The organism is Desulforudis sp. DRI-14, assembly GCF_052618305.1.
In genome coordinates this window covers 69660-85500 of record NZ_JBQXEZ010000005.1, presented here as the reverse complement: position 1 = coordinate 85500, position 15841 = coordinate 69660, and the positions used below count along the sequence as shown (strand labels likewise).

15 protein-coding genes, 1 tRNA gene and 1 riboswitch are annotated in these 15841 nt (G+C 58.5%); of the genes, 3 read left to right on the top strand and 13 right to left on the bottom strand.

What is annotated here, in order from left to right; genetic code table 11:
- Nucleotides 1–7: 7 nt before the first annotated feature.
- The 5 genes from purB to ACUM6F_RS05240 form a co-directional block, all read right to left on the bottom strand.
- Entirely contained in the window at nt 8–1300 is a 1293-nt protein-coding gene (gene purB, locus ACUM6F_RS05260) for an adenylosuccinate lyase (protein ID WP_425621279.1), read from the bottom strand.
- 86 nt (nt 1301–1386) lie between these two features.
- Nucleotides 1387–1929 (bottom strand): 5-(carboxyamino)imidazole ribonucleotide mutase, encoded by a 543-nt coding sequence (gene purE / locus ACUM6F_RS05255; RefSeq protein WP_425621278.1) that lies wholly within the window; start codon nt 1927–1929, stop codon nt 1387–1389.
- A gap of 87 nt (nt 1930–2016) precedes the next feature.
- A complete protein-coding gene (gene guaA / locus ACUM6F_RS05250) occupies nt 2017–3558 on the bottom strand; it encodes a glutamine-hydrolyzing GMP synthase (protein WP_445348594.1) in 1542 nt (513 codons plus the stop codon).
- A gap of 12 nt (nt 3559–3570) precedes the next feature.
- Nucleotides 3571–4107 (bottom strand): hypoxanthine phosphoribosyltransferase, encoded by a 537-nt coding sequence (gene hpt, locus ACUM6F_RS05245; RefSeq protein WP_425621276.1) that lies wholly within the window; start codon nt 4105–4107, stop codon nt 3571–3573.
- 348 nt (nt 4108–4455) lie between these two features.
- Nucleotides 4456–5154, bottom strand: a complete 699-nt coding sequence (locus tag ACUM6F_RS05240; RefSeq protein WP_445348593.1) for a hypothetical protein — start codon at nt 5152–5154, stop codon at nt 4456–4458.
- 240 nt (nt 5155–5394) lie between these two features.
- Between ACUM6F_RS05240 and ACUM6F_RS05235 the strand changes: the two genes are divergently transcribed.
- The 3 genes from ACUM6F_RS05235 to ACUM6F_RS05225 all read left to right on the top strand — a co-directional run bounded on the left by ACUM6F_RS05235 (nt 5395) and on the right by ACUM6F_RS05225 (nt 7373).
- Nucleotides 5395–5730: a nucleotide pyrophosphohydrolase gene (locus tag ACUM6F_RS05235; RefSeq protein ID WP_425621274.1), complete on the top strand. Its 336-nt coding sequence runs from the start codon at nt 5395–5397 to the stop codon at nt 5728–5730.
- A 122-nt stretch (nt 5731–5852) separates the two neighbouring features.
- Nucleotides 5853–7136, top strand: coding sequence for a DUF1015 domain-containing protein (locus ACUM6F_RS05230; protein ID WP_445348592.1), 1284 nt, complete (start codon nt 5853–5855; stop codon nt 7134–7136).
- A 143-nt stretch (nt 7137–7279) separates the two neighbouring features.
- Nucleotides 7280–7373: transfer RNA gene (locus tag ACUM6F_RS05225), tRNA-Sec, on the top strand.
- 101 nt (nt 7374–7474) lie between these two features.
- Here ACUM6F_RS05225 and hypE read toward each other — a convergent pair.
- The 8 genes from hypE to ACUM6F_RS05185 form a co-directional block, all read right to left on the bottom strand.
- Nucleotides 7475–8491 carry a hydrogenase expression/formation protein HypE gene (hypE, locus tag ACUM6F_RS05220; protein ID WP_445348591.1) on the bottom strand — a complete coding sequence of 339 codons (1017 nt, stop codon included), beginning with the start codon at nt 8489–8491 and terminating at the stop codon, nt 7475–7477.
- Between the two features lie 136 nt (nt 8492–8627).
- Nucleotides 8628–9734 (bottom strand): hydrogenase formation protein HypD, encoded by a 1107-nt coding sequence (hypD, locus tag ACUM6F_RS05215; RefSeq protein ID WP_445348590.1) that lies wholly within the window; start codon nt 9732–9734, stop codon nt 8628–8630.
- A complete protein-coding gene (locus tag ACUM6F_RS05210; RefSeq protein WP_425621270.1) occupies nt 9709–9951 on the bottom strand; it encodes a HypC/HybG/HupF family hydrogenase formation chaperone in 243 nt (80 codons plus the stop codon). The genes hypD and ACUM6F_RS05210 overlap by 26 nt, the downstream gene beginning before the upstream one ends.
- Nucleotides 9942–12254 (bottom strand): carbamoyltransferase HypF, encoded by a 2313-nt coding sequence (hypF, locus tag ACUM6F_RS05205; RefSeq protein ID WP_445348589.1) that lies wholly within the window; start codon nt 12252–12254, stop codon nt 9942–9944. The genes ACUM6F_RS05210 and hypF overlap by 10 nt, the downstream gene beginning before the upstream one ends.
- Entirely contained in the window at nt 12215–12868 is a 654-nt protein-coding gene (gene hypB / locus ACUM6F_RS05200) for a hydrogenase nickel incorporation protein HypB (protein WP_425621268.1), read from the bottom strand. Before hypB ends, hypF begins: the two co-directional genes overlap by 40 nt.
- A gap of 35 nt (nt 12869–12903) precedes the next feature.
- The gene (locus tag ACUM6F_RS05195) at nt 12904–13272 is read right to left on the bottom strand and encodes a hydrogenase maturation nickel metallochaperone HypA/HybF (RefSeq protein ID WP_425621267.1); all 369 of its coding nucleotides are present in this window, start codon (nt 13270–13272) and stop codon (nt 12904–12906) included.
- A 425-nt stretch (nt 13273–13697) separates the two neighbouring features.
- The gene (locus tag ACUM6F_RS05190) at nt 13698–14204 is read right to left on the bottom strand and encodes a hydrogenase maturation protease (RefSeq protein ID WP_445348588.1); all 507 of its coding nucleotides are present in this window, start codon (nt 14202–14204) and stop codon (nt 13698–13700) included.
- Between the two features lie 265 nt (nt 14205–14469).
- Nucleotides 14470–15549, bottom strand: a complete 1080-nt coding sequence (locus tag ACUM6F_RS05185; RefSeq protein ID WP_445348587.1) for a stalk domain-containing protein — start codon at nt 15547–15549, stop codon at nt 14470–14472.
- A gap of 123 nt (nt 15550–15672) precedes the next feature.
- A riboswitch (cyclic di-GMP riboswitch) is annotated at nt 15673–15757 on the bottom strand.
- Nucleotides 15758–15841: the final 84 nt, after the last annotated feature.

Here is a 15841-nt window from a genome sequence, read left to right as displayed (position 1 = left end):
TCAGCCTTTACAAGCCAAAACGGGCAAAAATTGTGTCAATCCGGCGGGTGAAATACCTGTAGTCAAAGATTTCGTCGAGCTCCGCGCGGCTCAGGTACTGCTGGACGTCGGCGTCGCGGGCCAAAAGGTCCTTTAAAGGCTCCTGCGAGTTCCACGATTCCATGGCGTTGCGCTGCACGATCTGGTAGGCTTCCTCGCGCGTAAGGCCCTTGTCCACCAAGGCCAAAAGCACCCTTTGCGAGAAAACCAGTCCCTGGGTTCGCTCCAGGTTGCGCAGCATATTCTCCGGATAGACGTGCATCTTTTCAACGACGATGGCAAAGCGGTAGAGCATGTAATCGAGAGCCAGCGTGCTGTCGGGGATAATAACGCGCTCGACCGAAGAATGCGAAATGTCGCGCTCGTGCCAGAGGGCCACGTTTTCAAGGGCCGCCGCGGCATTGCTGCGGACCAGCCTGGACAAACCCGTGATGCGCTCGCAAACAATAGGATTCCGCTTGTGCGGCATGGCAGACGAACCTTTTTGGCCGGGCACAAAGGGTTCCTCTGCTTCGCGCAGGTCGGTGCGCTGCAAGTTGCGGATCTCCACGGCAAACTTTTCGAGGGAGGCGGCGATGACAGCCAGCGTCGTCATGTAAGCGGCGTGGCGGTCGCGCTGGATCACCTGGGTTGCCACCTTGGCCGGAACAAGCAAAAGCCTTGAGCAAACGTATTCCTCGACAAAGGGATCAATGCTGGAGTAAGTGCCTACCGCCCCTGAAAGCTTTCCCACACTGACCTCTTCGATGGCGTTTTTCATGCGGGCGATATTGCGCTCCGTTTCGGCAGCCCAGAGGAGCATCTTCAGCCCGAAGGTCATGGGTTCGGCGTGAATGCCGTGCGTGCGCCCGATAATCAGCGTGTGGCGATACTTCTGCGCCTGGGCGAGCAGCACCCGGTAGAGTTTTTCCAGCTTGTCCAGGATCAATCGCCCGGCCTCCACCATGCGTACGGCCAGCGCCGTGTCCACGACGTCCGACGAGGTCAATCCCAGGTGCAGGTATTTGGCCTCTTCCCCTACGTACTCGCTGACGCAGGTCAAAAATGCGATAACATCGTGGCGGGTAACCTTTTCGATTTCGTTGATGCGCCGGACGTCAAACCTGGCCCGTTCCTTGATAACCTCAACGGCTTCTGCCGGAATCTTGCCCAGGATGGCCATCGCTTCGCAGGCCAGGATCTCGACGTCCAGCCACTTCTGAAAGCGGTTCTCGTCCGACCAGACGGCCTTCATTTCCGGCAGTGAGTAACGCTCGATCAACGCCTTTCCCTCCGAAAAAGCTAATAACGGCGCGAACCTCCGCCGCAGCTGTTCGCCGGGCGGAGTGCGCCAGCCAGATTATCTTACTAATCCTTCTCCATTTCCCGCAGATATTCCTCCAGGCCCAGGGACTTAAGCCGCGCATTCTTCGCTTCGACGGCGCGGGCCATTTTCTCTTTAAAGGATTTCACCTGGGCGCGGATGTGCGCGTCCCCGGCGCCGAGGATTTGCACCGCTAGGATGGCCGCGTTTTTGGCCCCGTTGACCGCCACCGTGGCCACCGGGATACCCGGCGGCATCTGTACTGTCGCCAGCAGCGCATCCATGCCCTGAAGGCTGCCCGACGAGACAGGCACGCCGATGACGGGCAGCGTCGTTTCCGCCGCCATCACTCCGGCGAGATGGGCGGCCCCGCCCGCAGCGGCGATGATTACGGCCAGGCCGCGTTCTTCCGCCGTCCTGGCGTACTCACGGGCCCGTTCAGGCGTGCGGTGAGCCGAGACAACGTTTATTTCGTAAGGGATCTTAAACTCTTCCAGTGTGGCCGCCGCTTGGCGCATTACCGGGAGGTCGGAATCACTCCCCATGACGATACCGATAACGGGCTGCACTTTATTTCCTCCTTTCATTTCATTAACCCCGTTTACTTCCCTCGATGCTCGGTACGACTTTCTGTGCACCTGCCTCCTCGACCACATCCTTTCACTGACTTCGACTTACTCCCACTCGATGGTGGCCGGCGGTTTCGACGTTATATCATAGACTACCCGGTTAACCTCTTTAATTTCACTGACTAGGCGGGAAGACACGGCCTCCAGGACTTCGTAGGGGAGGCGCACCCAGTCGGCCGTCATCCCGTCGCGGCTGTCCACGGCGCGTACGACGACGGCATAGGCGTAAGTCCGCTCGTCCCCCATAACCCCTACGCTGCGCATCGGGGGGAGCACGGCGAAAGACTGCCAGATTTTGCGGTACAGGCCGGCCTTGCGGATCTCCTCGACGACGATGGCGTCCGCCTCGCGCAGGATGCGCAGTTTCTCCGGAGTTACAGGGCCGAGAATGCGGACGGCCAGCCCGGGACCCGGGAAAGGCTGCCGCCAGACGATCTCTTCCGGCAGGCCGAGCTCCTCGCCCAGAACGCGGACCTCGTCCTTGAACAGCCACCGCAAGGGCTCGATCAGCTTGAACCGCATGTCCTCGGGAAGCCCGCCCACGTTGTGGTGGGACTTGATCACGGCCGCCGTCGCCGTGCCGCTTTCGACGACATCGGGGTAGAGCGTCCCCTGAACGAGGTAGTCGATCCGTCCCAGGCGGGAGGCCTCTTCCTCGAAGACGCGGATAAACTCTTCACCGATGATCTTACGCTTCATCTCGGGATCTTCGACGCCCTTCAAGCGGCGCAGGAAACGCTCCCCGGCGTCGACGTGGAGCAGCTTGATGCGGAACTTGTCCTGAAAAATCCTTCTAACCTCTTCGGCCTCTCCCTTGCGCAGGAGTCCGTGATCGACAAACACGCACGTCAGGCGGTCTCCAACCGCCTGGTGCACAAGAACGGCGGCCACCGAGGAATCGACCCCGCCGCTCAGCGCGCACAGCACCTGTCCGTTTCCGACTTCCCGGCGGATCTCGGCGATGGCCGTCTCCTTAAAGGAGGCCATGGTCCAATCCCCGCGGCAGCCGCAGACGTCGAACAGGAAATGCTCCAGGATCTCCTTGCCCCTCGGGGTGTGCACGACCTCGGGGTGAAACTGCACGGCGTACAGCTTATCCTCGGGCCGGGACATGGCCGCGACAGGCGACCAGTTCGTGCGGGCCGTGATCTTAAAGCCCGGGGGCGCGGCTTCGACGCGGTCTCCGTGGCTCATCCACACCTGCTGGCGGGGGCCAAAACCGGCAAACAGCAGATCTCCTGCGATAATTTCCAGGATGGTTTTTCCGTACTCCCGCTGCTCGGCGCGGCTCACCCGGCCGCCGAGCTGCCGGGACATCAATTGCATGCCGTAGCAAATGCCCAGGATGGGGATACCCGATTTGTAGACGGCGGGATCGATTTCGGGAGCGCCTTCCGCGTAGACGCTGGACGGCCCCCCGGAGAAAACCAGCCCCATCGGCTTCCTGGCCGCCAGATCTTCCACCGGCGTGTAATAGGGTAGGATTTCACAGTAAACGCGGCACTCGCGAATTCTCCGGGCGATCAGCTGGGTGTACTGCCCGCCGAAATCCAGGACGATAACTAATTGGTTGCTCGGCGTCTGCACTCTCCCGCCCTCCTATTCATAAGCGGATTTCTTTAGAACGCAGGCATCGGGCAGGTTGCGGTAACGTTCGTTAAAGTCAAGCCCGTAGCCGACTACAAACTCGTCGGGGATGCTGAAACCCAGGTAATCTACGGGTACGTCGATCTTGCGCCGGGAAGGCTTGTCCAGCAGGGCGCAGACTTTTATGCTGGCGGGCTTGCGGCTCTGGAGGTTCTTAAGCAGGTAGTTGAGCGTCAGCCCCGTGTCGATGATGTCCTCGACGACCAGGATGTGACGTCCTTCGATGCTTTCCTCAAGATCCTTGAGGATGCGGACCACCCCCGAGGAGGAGGTGGAATTGCCGTAACTGGAAATGGCCACGAAGTCAATGGCAAGCGGGAGATCGATCCGCCGGACCAGATCGGCCAGGAAGATCGTAGACCCCTTAAGAATGCCAACGACCAGGATTTCCTGGCCTTCATAGTCCTTGCTGATTTGTGCTCCGAGAGCCTTAACCCTCTCCGCGATGTCCGCGGCCGGCACCAGCACACGTTCAACGTCAGGGTGCACGCCATCCTTCCCCCCGTACCCTAATGTAAAATCCAACAGTAAAAACAAGCAGCGTTCTCTGCTGCTAAAATCTGGCCTATTATACCTTAAATCAAGCTTTTATGTCAATTTTCTAACCGCCGGGGTCAAGTCTAAAAGTTGAAAAATAAAAAGTTATCGCCCCCCCCAAAAGGCGCCCGAAAACAAGGTAAGCCCGAACGCATTCCCGGGCTTACCTGCTTTCTATTCTTTTCTGGGAATCGGCCGTGGCCGATTGGCTTCCCTCTATCTTACACCCAATGCCTAACGCCCCAACACCCGTTAGAAAATCCCGGAATTCGCGCAAGCGCATTCCCTCGACTCCGACCTCTATATCGGCGGGTTGATTTCTATCTTTTTGTCGTAGTCCCAGACCTCGATGTCGATGATGAGTTTCTGCGTTTCGTCATTCTTGCTTCGTGCCTGGAGGTTGACCTTACGGATACGGTGGTCCTGGGGATACAACCAGACCTTGTAAGCGAAGTCTGCAAACTGCGTTTCTAGAAACGGATTCTGGACGACCGGCTCGAACTCCAGGAGGTCGAACTTCTTCCCTCCCTGGCGGTCACGGCCCTTGTAGTCCAAAATCGGGACGTCTTTAAAGTTAAAGACACCCAGTGGGTTGATCTCGGTAATAAAAAGCTCGGTTTGGGCAAACCGGTTGCCCTGCAGCTTTATCCACTTTCCGGTCATCTGGTCCTTTATATAAGCCGTATCGGCAATCTGTACCAGTTCGATAGGGGTGTTGATCAAGATCCCCTTAATGTGGACCCGGTCAGGGGCCACCTGCTCCCCGGTGACCCGGCTGAGATAGGTCTCACCGTCCTTTTCACTGACCAGCCTGGATGTTATCTTGTAGCGAAAGCTTTTACTGTTGCGGGTCTGCTCGATGCCTTTCGTCAGCATGCTTTCGCCCTTAATGTTCTGTTTTTCCTTGTGGCTGGAGATCCCCAGATAGGCCAGGACAACGACAACCAAAACAGCGACCGCGATGGACACCGGCGCGCGCGGCAGAACAACCCAACGCATGACAGCGTTCCTCCCCATCAACTCATAAGATTACTGGCTACACCTTTTAAAGCACCCAGCGTTCAGCATTCGGCATTCAGCGTGTAAGTCAAGGAAAATAGTGAATGCCCGGTACCCGACAGCTATTACAATGTCTACGCATCCCAGTGGGACAATATGTCTTGTCGGTGACTCCGGTATGCTTTCCGCAGGGTTTTGCATTACAATGTAAACAGTCTTGGCAGACAGGGGGCTTAAAGCGTGCGGATCAAGGAAATGCAGCAGGAAGTGGACCGCTGGATCGCGCAGTTTGAAGAGGGGTACTGGCATCCCTTGTCGATGCTGGCCCGCCTTACCGAAGAAGTGGGCGAACTAGCCAGGGAAGTCAACCACCTTTACGGCCAGAAACCCAAGAAGCCCGGCGAACCGGAGGGCGACCTGGCCCTGGAGCTCGCCGACATCCTCTTTATCGTAGCCTGCTACGCCAATTCCCTGGGGATCGACCTCGAAGACGCCTTTAAACGTATGCTCGCCAAGTACTACGAGCGCGACAGCAACCGCTGGACGCGTAAAGAAAACAAAAAGGCAGAAAGCTAGTCAAGCTTTGAACTTATCGGTTATAATTGTCACGTGCGGCGGGACCGGACCTTCAAACCGTACAGGCGTTAAAATAACCGAAACCCTTAAGTTCTTGGCGTTTTGGAGGAGGCAATTGCGTTTTGGCGTTTATCACCCCCATCAGAGGTCTTCGCTATAATCCCCGCCTGGTTCCCGACCTGGCGGAGGTAGTCACCCCGCCTTATGACGTTATCGATGAGGCTGCCCAGGAGCGGTATTACCGGCGCAACCCTTATAACGTCATCCGTCTCGAATACGGGAAGATTTACCCGGGAGACACCGACGCGGACAACCGTTACACCAGGGCCGGCCGGGATTTTGCCAGGTGGCGTAAGGACAGTGTCCTCATCCGCGAGGACAAGCCCGCCTTATATATTTACGAACAGGAATTCGCGCTTGGCAACCGGTCTCTTACGCGGCGCGGCTTCTTCTGCGGCGTTCGCTTGTCCCCTTATTCCGAAGGCCAGGTACTGCCCCACGAAGAAACCCTGCCCAAGGCCAAGGCTGACCGCCTGCAACTGTTGCGGGCCTGCAACGCCAATTTTAGCCCGATTTTTGGACTCTATGCCGACCCGGTGATAGAGATCACCGGCATCTTCGAGCCTCTTATTGCAAAAGCACCAGATATAGATTTCCGGGACGAAGCCGGACAAGGCCACCGTCTCTGGGTCGTCGCCGATCCCGACCCAATCAACCGGGTCATTACCAAGATGGCCAAGCTCTCCATCTTCATTGCCGATGGCCATCACCGTTACGAAACCGCGCTGGCTTACGCGCAGGAGCACAATTGTCCGGGCCCGCACAACAACGTTATGATGGTCCTAGTTAACCTCTACGACCCCGGCCTGGTCATCCTTCCAACCCACCGTCTCGCCAAGACGCCGCCTGATTTCGACCCCGCAGCGCTGGCGGCCTTGCTCGAGCCGGAATTTATAGTCACGCCTTTCGCAGGTCCGGCGGAAGGATTCTTTGCAAAGCTGAAGGAACTCGGGCATCACTCGTTCGGCCTCTACGCCGGACCGGGTCACCTCTACTTTTTGACCGTCCGGCCCGACCTCGATCTGGCCTCGGTAATGCCCAAAGAAAAATCCGAGGCATGGCGGAACCTCGACGTGGCCATCCTTCACCAACTGATTATCGAAAAACACCTGGGGATAGGGGCCGACGCGCGGACGAGAGAAGGCAAGGTTAAATTCACGCAGGAGGAAACCGGAGCCTTTCAGCTTGTCGACTCCGGCGAATTCGGCTGCGCCTTTTTCCTTAACCCCACCGGCGTGGAGGAGATAGTGGCCGTAGCCGAGGCCGGCGAAAAGATGCCCCAGAAATCAACCTACTTCTATCCTAAACTAATTACGGGCCTGGTCATTAACCCACTCGACCTTTAGTCTCGCGGATTGGCGGTTCGCTGTCAGCTGTTGGCTATTTGAAGTTGCCGACGCGCAACGCCCTGTTCAAATAGGGCTGTCAAGCGCTTTGCGCCGCGGCGGTTGTCCAGCCCGGTGTGTCATGTTATAATGAGTTTTGTCGCGGGGGTGAATGGGTCCTGGTGGGCCTCCCGGTCTTCAAAACCGGTCGCGGGGTGAGAAGCCCTGGGTGGGTTCGATTCCCACGCACTCCCGCCAAAAACGAAAATAATAGGGCCGGGCGAAATGCCCGGCCCTATGTATTCCCGGAGAGTTTCCGACCAGCGTCCCGTTAGACTAAGCAGTTTTTCAGCGGCATCCTAACAAATTCTGGGCAGCGGGGCCCCGGCAAGCAAATCCAGGTACTTGGTTCCGCCCAGCAGCGTCTTGAGGTAAACGTTGCCCTGGCCGGAGCGCACCTCCCCCACAATCCTGGCCTCGCGGCCCAAGGGGTGCTCTTTCAAAGCGGCAAGGGCCCGTTCCGCCTTGCCGGGAGACACGATCGCCAGGAACTTGCCCTCGTTGGCCAGGTACAGAGGATCGACGCCGAGCATCTCGGCGGCCCCGCGGGTATTGGGGCTTACAGGAACGTCGCCCTCGCTGATCCATATATCGCATTGGGCCGAAACGGCGATCTCCTTGACCGAAGTCGCAAACCCGCCGCGGGTGAGGTCCCGCATCAGCCGGACATCCTCACCGAGATCTTCCAGGAGCCGGGCGGTAATCTCGTGCAGGGCGGCGCAGTCGCTTTGCACCTGGTCCTCCAGCCCGAAGCCCTCCCTTGCCGCCAGGACGGCCATCCCGTGCTCGCCGAGGGTGCCGTTGACCAGCAGCACGTCCCCCTGGGCGATCCGGTGGTACCCGAGGTCCACATCCGGCGGAATCTCGCCGACGCCCGTCGTGTTAATGAAAATCTTATCCAGGTGCCCGCGCTGGACGACTTTGGTGTCGCCCGCCACGACCTGCACCCCGGCTTCATTGCAGGTTTGGGCCATCGAGGCCACGATTCGCTCCAGGTCCTCCAGCGGGAGCCCCTCCTCGATAAGAAAGGCCGCCGTCAGGTAGCGGGGGCGCGCGCCGCTGACCGCCAAGTCGTTGATCGTGCCGCAGACGGCCAGCTTGCCGATGTCCCCGCCCGGGAAAAACGGCGGATCGATCACGAAGGAATCGGTCGTCACGGCGATCCTACCTTCGCCCACGGTCAGCGCCGCAGCGTCGGTGAGCATCTCCAGCGTCCGATTGCCGAGGTGTTTAAAAAACAGTTGGGTGACCAGCTCGTGCGTCAACCGGCCGCCGTCCCCGTGCGCCAGCAGAATTATTCTGTCATCTGTCGACATATTTGTTCCTCCACATCCTTATTGCCACCCTAAAGGTCCAAATCCCTTCTGTTTATGCCCTAAGTCCTACGTCCAACGGCCAATTACGTGCTACGTCCAAAGTCCAACATTCGACATCCCAGTATGAAAGGCGCTATTAACGCCTTTCATACTGGTAATAGGCCGAGCACGCTCCTTCCGACGAGACCATGCACGGGCCGACCGGGTGGGTCGGGGTGCAGGCCTTGCCGAACAGGCGGCAATCGCGCGGCGTCACCTTACCTTTCAGCAGGTCTCCGCAAACGCAGCCCTTCGGCGCGCGGGGTGGCGGGATTTCCAGGGCGAATCTGGTACGGGCGTCGTAATCGCGCAGGTTCTCCTTGAGTTCCATCCCGCTGTCCGGGATAACCCCGAAGCCCCGCCAGGAGGCGTCGGCGATGTCGAAGGTCTCGGCAAGGAGTTTCTGCGCGCGGACGTTGCCCTCGTTACGCACCACGCGCGTGTAGGTGTTGTCCACGCGCGTCTCCCCGGACAGGATCTGGCCGAGAAGGTTGTAAACCGAATCCAGGATGTCCAACGTTTCAAATCCGGTGACCACAGCCGGCAGCCCGTACTGTTCGGCGATGAAATCCCAGGCCTTGCGCCCGATGATGGCGCTGACGTGGCCGGGCAGGATGAACCCGTCGATCCTGAGATCGGGATCGGCCATTATGGCGTGCATCGCGGGCGGCACGACCTTATGGGCGGTAAAAACGCTGTAATTCTTAATCCCCCGGGCTTTGGCCATCGCCACGCTGAGGGCGACGGTCGGCGCCGTGGTTTCAAAGCCCACGCCCAGGAAGACCAGTTCCCTTTCCGGGTGGCCGGCCGCCCAGTCCACAGCGTCGGCCGGGGAATAAAAGATGCGGATGTCCGCGCCCCTGGCCTTCTCCCGTTCCAACGAGGTTTCGCTCCCCGGAACCCTGAGCATGTCCCCGAAGGTCCCCACGGTAATACCGGGCTGGCGGCCGAAGGCCACCATACGGTCGATATCCCCGTAATCGGTTACACAGACCGGGCATCCGGGGCCGCTGCGCAGTTCAAGGTACTCGCCCAGGATGCCGCGCAGCCCCGCCTTGGAGATGGCGACGGTGTGCGTCCCGCAGACCTCCATGAAGACGGCGGGCCGCCCGAGGCGTTCGGCGGCCTCTTTAGCCATCGGCACGATCTTGTTCAGCAGCCCCTTGCCGATAGAGGGATCACGAAACTTGTCCAGGATATGCATCCTTCAAAATCTCCTCCCACAGCTTCAGCCGGATTTGGGCCTCCTCGAGGTCTACCTTCTCCACGGCGAAGCCGGAGTGCACCATCAGGTACTCACCCTCGCTGACCTCACCGACGAGGAGCGTGTTCACCTTCCGCTGAACGCCGAAAACGTTAATGATGCAGGTGCCTTCATCTGGTGAAACTTCTACAACGAGACCCGGAATACCTAGACACATCTTCCTTCCCACCTCCGATAGGCTATTACGGCTTGGCCCAGGCATAAACCCCCGTCATTGGCGGGTACCTGGCGGTGCACGAGAAGCTCGAATCCTTCGCCAGGCAAGGCCTGTTTTGCCGCGCTGAACAAGTATCTGTTTTGCCACGTTCCGCCGCTCAAGGCAACCGTATTGAGACCCGTTCTCCCCCTCGCCTCGCGGGCGGCTCGCAGCACGATCTCCATCACGGTGTTGTGGAACCGCGCGGCGATGATCTCGCGCGCCGTTCCGCGTGCCAGGTCGTCAACCACCCCGGCGATGACCCCGGCGGGGTTGATGACTTTTCCCTCAATGGTAAAGGGGTAAGCCCCCATTCGCAAGCCTTCCCCGATATCGGGCGCGCACTCGCCGAGCTCGATCGCCGGCTGGCCCTCGTAGGTGCTGCGCCCCCTGAAACCGGTCAAGGCCGCCACCGCGTCGAAAAAGCGCCCGCATCCCGAACTCAGCGGGGAGTTAAAACGGCTTTTGACCAGCTTCAAAACGATTTCCAGTTCCTGTCCCCGTTCGGCGAAAATTCTCCGGGCCGCCCGCTCCCCGTCCTCCCCGAGGTGGGTAACGAGGTAAGACACGGCCGTCCGCCACGGGTTCTTCACCGCCTGTTCCCCGGCGGGCAGGGGCACCGGTGCCAGGTGCATCAGCCGCTCGAAGAAGCGGTCGTCGCCGCTCAGGATTTCAAAACCCCACAGCGTCCCATCCTCGCCGTACCCGGTGCCGTCCAGGATGATCCCGACGGCCGGGCCGGTATGACCGTTCTCAGCCAGGCAGGACACCATATGTGCGTGGTGGTGCTGGATCTCGAAACGGGCTTGAACCGGAATCCTGCTTGCTAGGCGCGACGAACGGTAATCCGGATGGGCATCGAAACCCACGACTTCCGGCTCGCCGCCGATTAAGCCCTGAAAGTTCAATAAACTCGTAAAGAGGTTCTCTTCCCCTTCCAGGCTGTCCAGCTCACCGATATGCTGGCTGACAAAGGCCTGGTCCTTCTTCCAGAGACAGAAGGTGTTCTTCATCTCCCCGCCCATCCCCAGCACCGTGACCGGCGTTTCGTAGGGCAGGAGCACCGGGTGCGGGACGTACCCCCGGGAGCGGCGCAGGAGCTGAACTTCACCGGCCACCACGGCGGCCAGGGAATCGTCGCACCGGTTGATGATGTCCCTGTTGTGCCACAGGAAATAGTCGGCTATCCCGCCCAGCTCTTCGAGAGCCGCGGCGTTATCCTTGGCCAGCGGAAGTTCGCTGTAGTTGCCGCTCGTCATCACCAGGATGTCGAAGGGCCCCCTGAACACCAGGAAATGCAGCGGCGTGTACGGGATCATCACCCCGAGCGTCTCGAGCCCCGGTGCCAGTTCCCCCGGGAGAGTCTCGCCCTCGCGCCGCTTCAGCACCACGATGGGCGCCTGCGGCGACGTCAGCAGTTCTTCCTCCCGGGCGTCGAGATAACAGTAACGGCGTACCGTATCCAGGTCCCGGCACATCACCGCGAAAGGCTTAGCGGCGCGCCCCTTCCTGCGGCGCAGCGTCCGCAGGGCCTCGGGGTTCTGGGCGTCGCAAACCAGGTGAAACCCCCCGAGGCTTTTGAGGGCTACGATCTTACCCCGTCGCAGGGCCTCCCAGCAGAGCTCCGCCCAGTCGCCCTCGACCGGCCGGCCGTAGCGGTCGACAAACTCCACGTGGGGCCCGCAAGCCGGGCAGGCCACCGGCTGGGCATGAAAACGGCGGTCCCGCGGGTCGTGGTACTCGCGCTCGCAGTCCGGGCACATCGGGAACTCGGCCATCGAGGTCTTCGGCCGGTCGTACGGGATTTCTCTGACGATGGTAAACCGCGGCCCGCAGTTGGTGCAGTTCGTGAACGGATAAAGGTAATGCCTGTCCTTCGGGTCGAAGGTTTCCCGCGCGCAGTCGGCACAAAGCGCCACATCGGGTGGGACCAGGGCTTCCTTTTCCTCGCCGCCCGCACTCTTGACGATTTCGAAATTCGCATAGCCCGCGGGCTCAAGCTCCTCAAAACCCGTGTAAATGATTCTCGCCAAACGCGGGGGACGCGTACGGACCTCCTTGCAGAAGGCGGCCACCGCATCCGGCGGGCCTTCGGCCTCGATGATCACGCCCCTACTGGAGTTGAGGACGGTGCCCTTGATCCCGTGCGCCTCGGCCAGGTTGAAGATGAAAGGCCGGAAGCCCACGCCCTGGACAATACCCTTGATTGTAATCCGGTAACGGGTCAGCCTTGCTTCTTCTGTCGCACCTTTTTCCTTAGCCACTCCAACCACGCCTCCATCCCCTCGCCGGTCCTGGCCGACAGCACGAAAAACTGCAGTTCCGGGTTGATGGTCTTGATTTCTTCTGTCACGGCAGCCAAATCAAAATCGGAGAAGGGCAGCAGGTCGATCTTGTTGATGATCACCGCCTGGGACTGGCGGAACACCAGAGGATACTTGGCCGGCTTGTCCCCGCCCTCGGCAACGCTAAGCAGCGCCACTTTGAAGTCCTCACCAAGGTCGAACTCGGCCGGACAGACCAGGTTGCCCACGTTCTCGATGACCACAAGATCAAGGTTCTGAAGATCCAGCTCGTTCAGAGCCCGGCCGATCATATTGGCGTCGAGGTGGCAGAGGCCGCTGGTGTTCACCTGCACCACGTCTGCGCCCTGCCCAGCGATGCGTTCGGCATCGCGGGTGGTGTAAATGTCTCCCTCGATCACGCCGATGTTGACCTGCCCCCTCAGCCCCACAATCGTTTTTTCCAGAAGGGTCGTTTTGCCGGCTCCCGGCGAGCTGATAAGGTTCAGGGTCAGCAGCGAAGCTAAACGCTCGCGGTTTTCTTTAGCCACCTGGTCGTTGGCGCGAAGAATACGCTGGGCCATGACCACCTTCACTGTCCGCTTCATCCTTCCCCATATGTTTCCTAACCTTAAGTTTCTTCAACTTCCGCCTGGTCTTCCTTTTCGCCCTCGAAGTAGTCGATGTAAAGCTCGTCACCCTTGACGATCCTGGCCCTCGACCCGCAGGCCGGACAAAAGTATTCGACGCCGTCCACTACGGCGGTACGGCCGCACTTCAAACATTCAAGGGTAATGTCTACCTGCTCGATCTCCAGGCTCGCCTGCGCAAAGATGGTGTCCGGCTTAAGGATCTGCCAGGCGAATTCCAGCACCTCCGGGAGCGCCCCGTTGGCCTTCCCCACCACCAGCTTCACCTTGTTCACATGGTTGATATCGTTTTCGGCTGCGGCCTTCGTTATTTCGTCCATTACCGCCGCAATCAGGCCGATCTCGTGCATTCAGCACAACTCCTTGTTGAGCGCTGAGCTTTGGGCTTTGGTGTTGTGGTCGGTGATCAGCCCTATCCAGCAACGGTGCTCGAAGCACGACCCTTCTATGGATCATAACGCCACATTAAGCTCGGGGAAGGCAACTCCAATGCAGGCAATCGAGTTGCTGGCGCTGAGAGGCCTTTCCCCGAAACGTTGGGTACTGGGTAATACCACAGGAGATCGGGGATCTCCTTGTAAACCAAGGCTTTAGAGATAGTTTAACGGATAGGGCGTTGAGCATTGAGATAACTTCGCTTGGCATTCCCGAACGGCCCGGCACCCAACTCGAGAACCGTTATCTTTGGAACTGCCGTCAGTCTTCGAGACACTAGAAGTTAGATTTACCTGTAACTTAACTCCCGTAGTTGAGTGCCGGGGAGCCCTACTACTTACTACTTACTACTGTCCAATCCGCTGCCAGATTGACGCGTCCAAGCGTCAATTTGTTTTAGGACTGTTTGAGCGGCCTCAGGGACGGCCTGCGCCACGGCCGGGCTTAGCCCCATGTGCCAGGGTTCCGTGTCCTCGATAGCAATACCGATAATAACCACTTCCGCCGGCATATGCTCGGCCAGGGACCGGCGCCCGAATTGCAGTGTATCCCGGATCTTGATATCGTGAACTGACAGCACCGGCGTGGCCTTCTCGGGCACTTCGGCCTCCGTCCATCGGAAAACCCGTCCCGGCTCGCCGCGTGCCAGCACGGCATCGACGATGATCGCCTTCTCGGCGCCGAACATCAGGTCCAGCAGGCCAAAGCCGGGCGCGCCCGCTTCGACCAGGGATACCCCGGGAGGGAGGCCGGCCTGCTCCAGGGCACGGAGCACCTCGACACCCACTCCGTCGTCTCCCGCCAGGGTATTTCCACATCCCAGCACCACAATTTTCGCCGGCGCCAAACCGATTCCAGCCTCCAAAATTCGTCCTATTTGCAATATTCGGGACTCCCACGGTTTAATCCTTTTCCGCCTGTCCGGGATATCCTTACCCAATGTTAGCACAGCCTTACCAAGAAATTAAATTGAAGCAGGTAACGTTTATCTATCGTTTACAAGGAACGAGCTGCAAAAACCCCCCTCAAGGAAAGAAGAAGGCCCCAACTGCCTGTAACAGTTAGGGGCACATTTAGGGGGAAATCCGTTTACCAATACTCATACGAACTTACTAGTTTACGACAACCAACTGGCCAACAGGCTGATAGGTCACCTCTGAATCAAGCCCTTCACTGATGAATCTCAGGGGAACCATTACACGGCCCTTGATAACGGAGGCCGCTACTTCCAGCACAACGGCACGGCCGTTGACCTCGGCGTCGGTACTGTCAACGACGAGGCGGATGAGGATATCATTACGCTTCACAACAACTTCTCTATTGATTGGATCCCAGGATACTTCCGCATCCAGGCTTTCCGCCAGGGTTCGGAACGGAACGAGAGTATAGCCTTCAACGATTTTCGGCTCCACGTCCAGTTCGAGTCGCTTGCCATCAACGAATACCTTGACCCCTTCCATCCCTAACTCTTCATATACTTCTCCAAGCTGTTCATAGATGTCATCGTCCTCGGGATCCACGGCGGCTGCTTTCTCGAAGGCTTCCAGCGCTTCGTGCAGTTTGCCCCGCAGTTTCTCCAGTTCCCCTATCACTTCATATAGATCCCCGTTGTTGCTTTCCTGTTCAGCCAATGCCAGCAGGACTTGCATTCCCTCTTCTTGATTGCCTTGCTGGTACAAGCCGGCGGCCAGAAGGATTATTGCATCGTCATTCCCGGCTTCAAGGGCCAGCATTTGATTGGCTGTCTCTACAACCAGGTCCCACTGTCCCAAAGAGGCGTATGCCTTGGCCAGATCTTCATAAGCGCTGATATCGGCGGGATCTTTGGCAATTCTATCAAGAGCCTCGGCTAATTCTTCCTGTATTTCGGACAGCTCCTCATCATCTATCTCTTCGTCTTCCTCGTCCAGATCCAGGTCGAGGTCCTCTTCCTCATCTGCATCCTCTCGATCACCAGCATCTTCTTCGTTATCAGCGTCCTCTTCTTTATCTACGCCCTCGTCGTCGTCCCTCTCTCGATCTTCGTCAGCATCATCGGTATCCCTTCCCACATAATAAACCTCGTCTTGACCTGCCTCGGATACAGCAGAGAAAACACTGCCTGCCGGACATCCGCCTGGCAGATAAACAGCAACCAGGAAAGCTGTTATAACTGTGATGGCCAAAAGCCTTAACAAACGCTTCCTTAGCACGCCGATCCCTCTCCTTTCGTTATCAGCACCAAGCTCAGCACTGTCCGCCCAAGTGTGGTTCTATCCGACTTATTCCCCCTCTCCCATTAAACTCTTAGGGGCAGTCCACGACTGCCCCGTAAAGCCGGCAGCCTGGCAATCATAGTGGTTTCACCTTAGACCCATGGCTTTGCGTCATCACCTTTCGGTGATTTTGCCCTTAGCGGTAAGCTATCAACTTATTTCAATTTCCCGCTGTCTATATATTTATTCGAGGCTGAACTGGATTTTAGGGAACATCCATAAAGTAAAT

What these genes read in the sequence shown, in the direction of transcription:
- ACUM6F_RS05210 (WP_425621270.1), bottom strand. Translation starts at nt 9,951, where the DNA reads ATGTGTCTAGGTATTCCGGGTCTCGTTGTAGAAGTTTCACCAGATGAA.
- hypD (WP_445348590.1), bottom strand. Translation starts at nt 9,734, where the DNA reads ATGCATATCCTGGACAAGTTTCGTGATCCCTCTATCGGCAAGGGGCTG.
- hypE (WP_445348591.1), bottom strand. Translation starts at nt 8,491, where the DNA reads ATGTCGACAGATGACAGAATAATTCTGCTGGCGCACGGGGACGGCGGC.
- ACUM6F_RS05195 (WP_425621267.1), bottom strand. Translation starts at nt 13,272, where the DNA reads ATGCACGAGATCGGCCTGATTGCGGCGGTAATGGACGAAATAACGAAG.
- purE (WP_425621278.1), bottom strand. Translation starts at nt 1,929, where the DNA reads ATGAAAGGAGGAAATAAAGTGCAGCCCGTTATCGGTATCGTCATGGGG.
- ACUM6F_RS05240 (WP_445348593.1), bottom strand. Translation starts at nt 5,154, where the DNA reads ATGCGTTGGGTTGTTCTGCCGCGCGCGCCGGTGTCCATCGCGGTCGCT.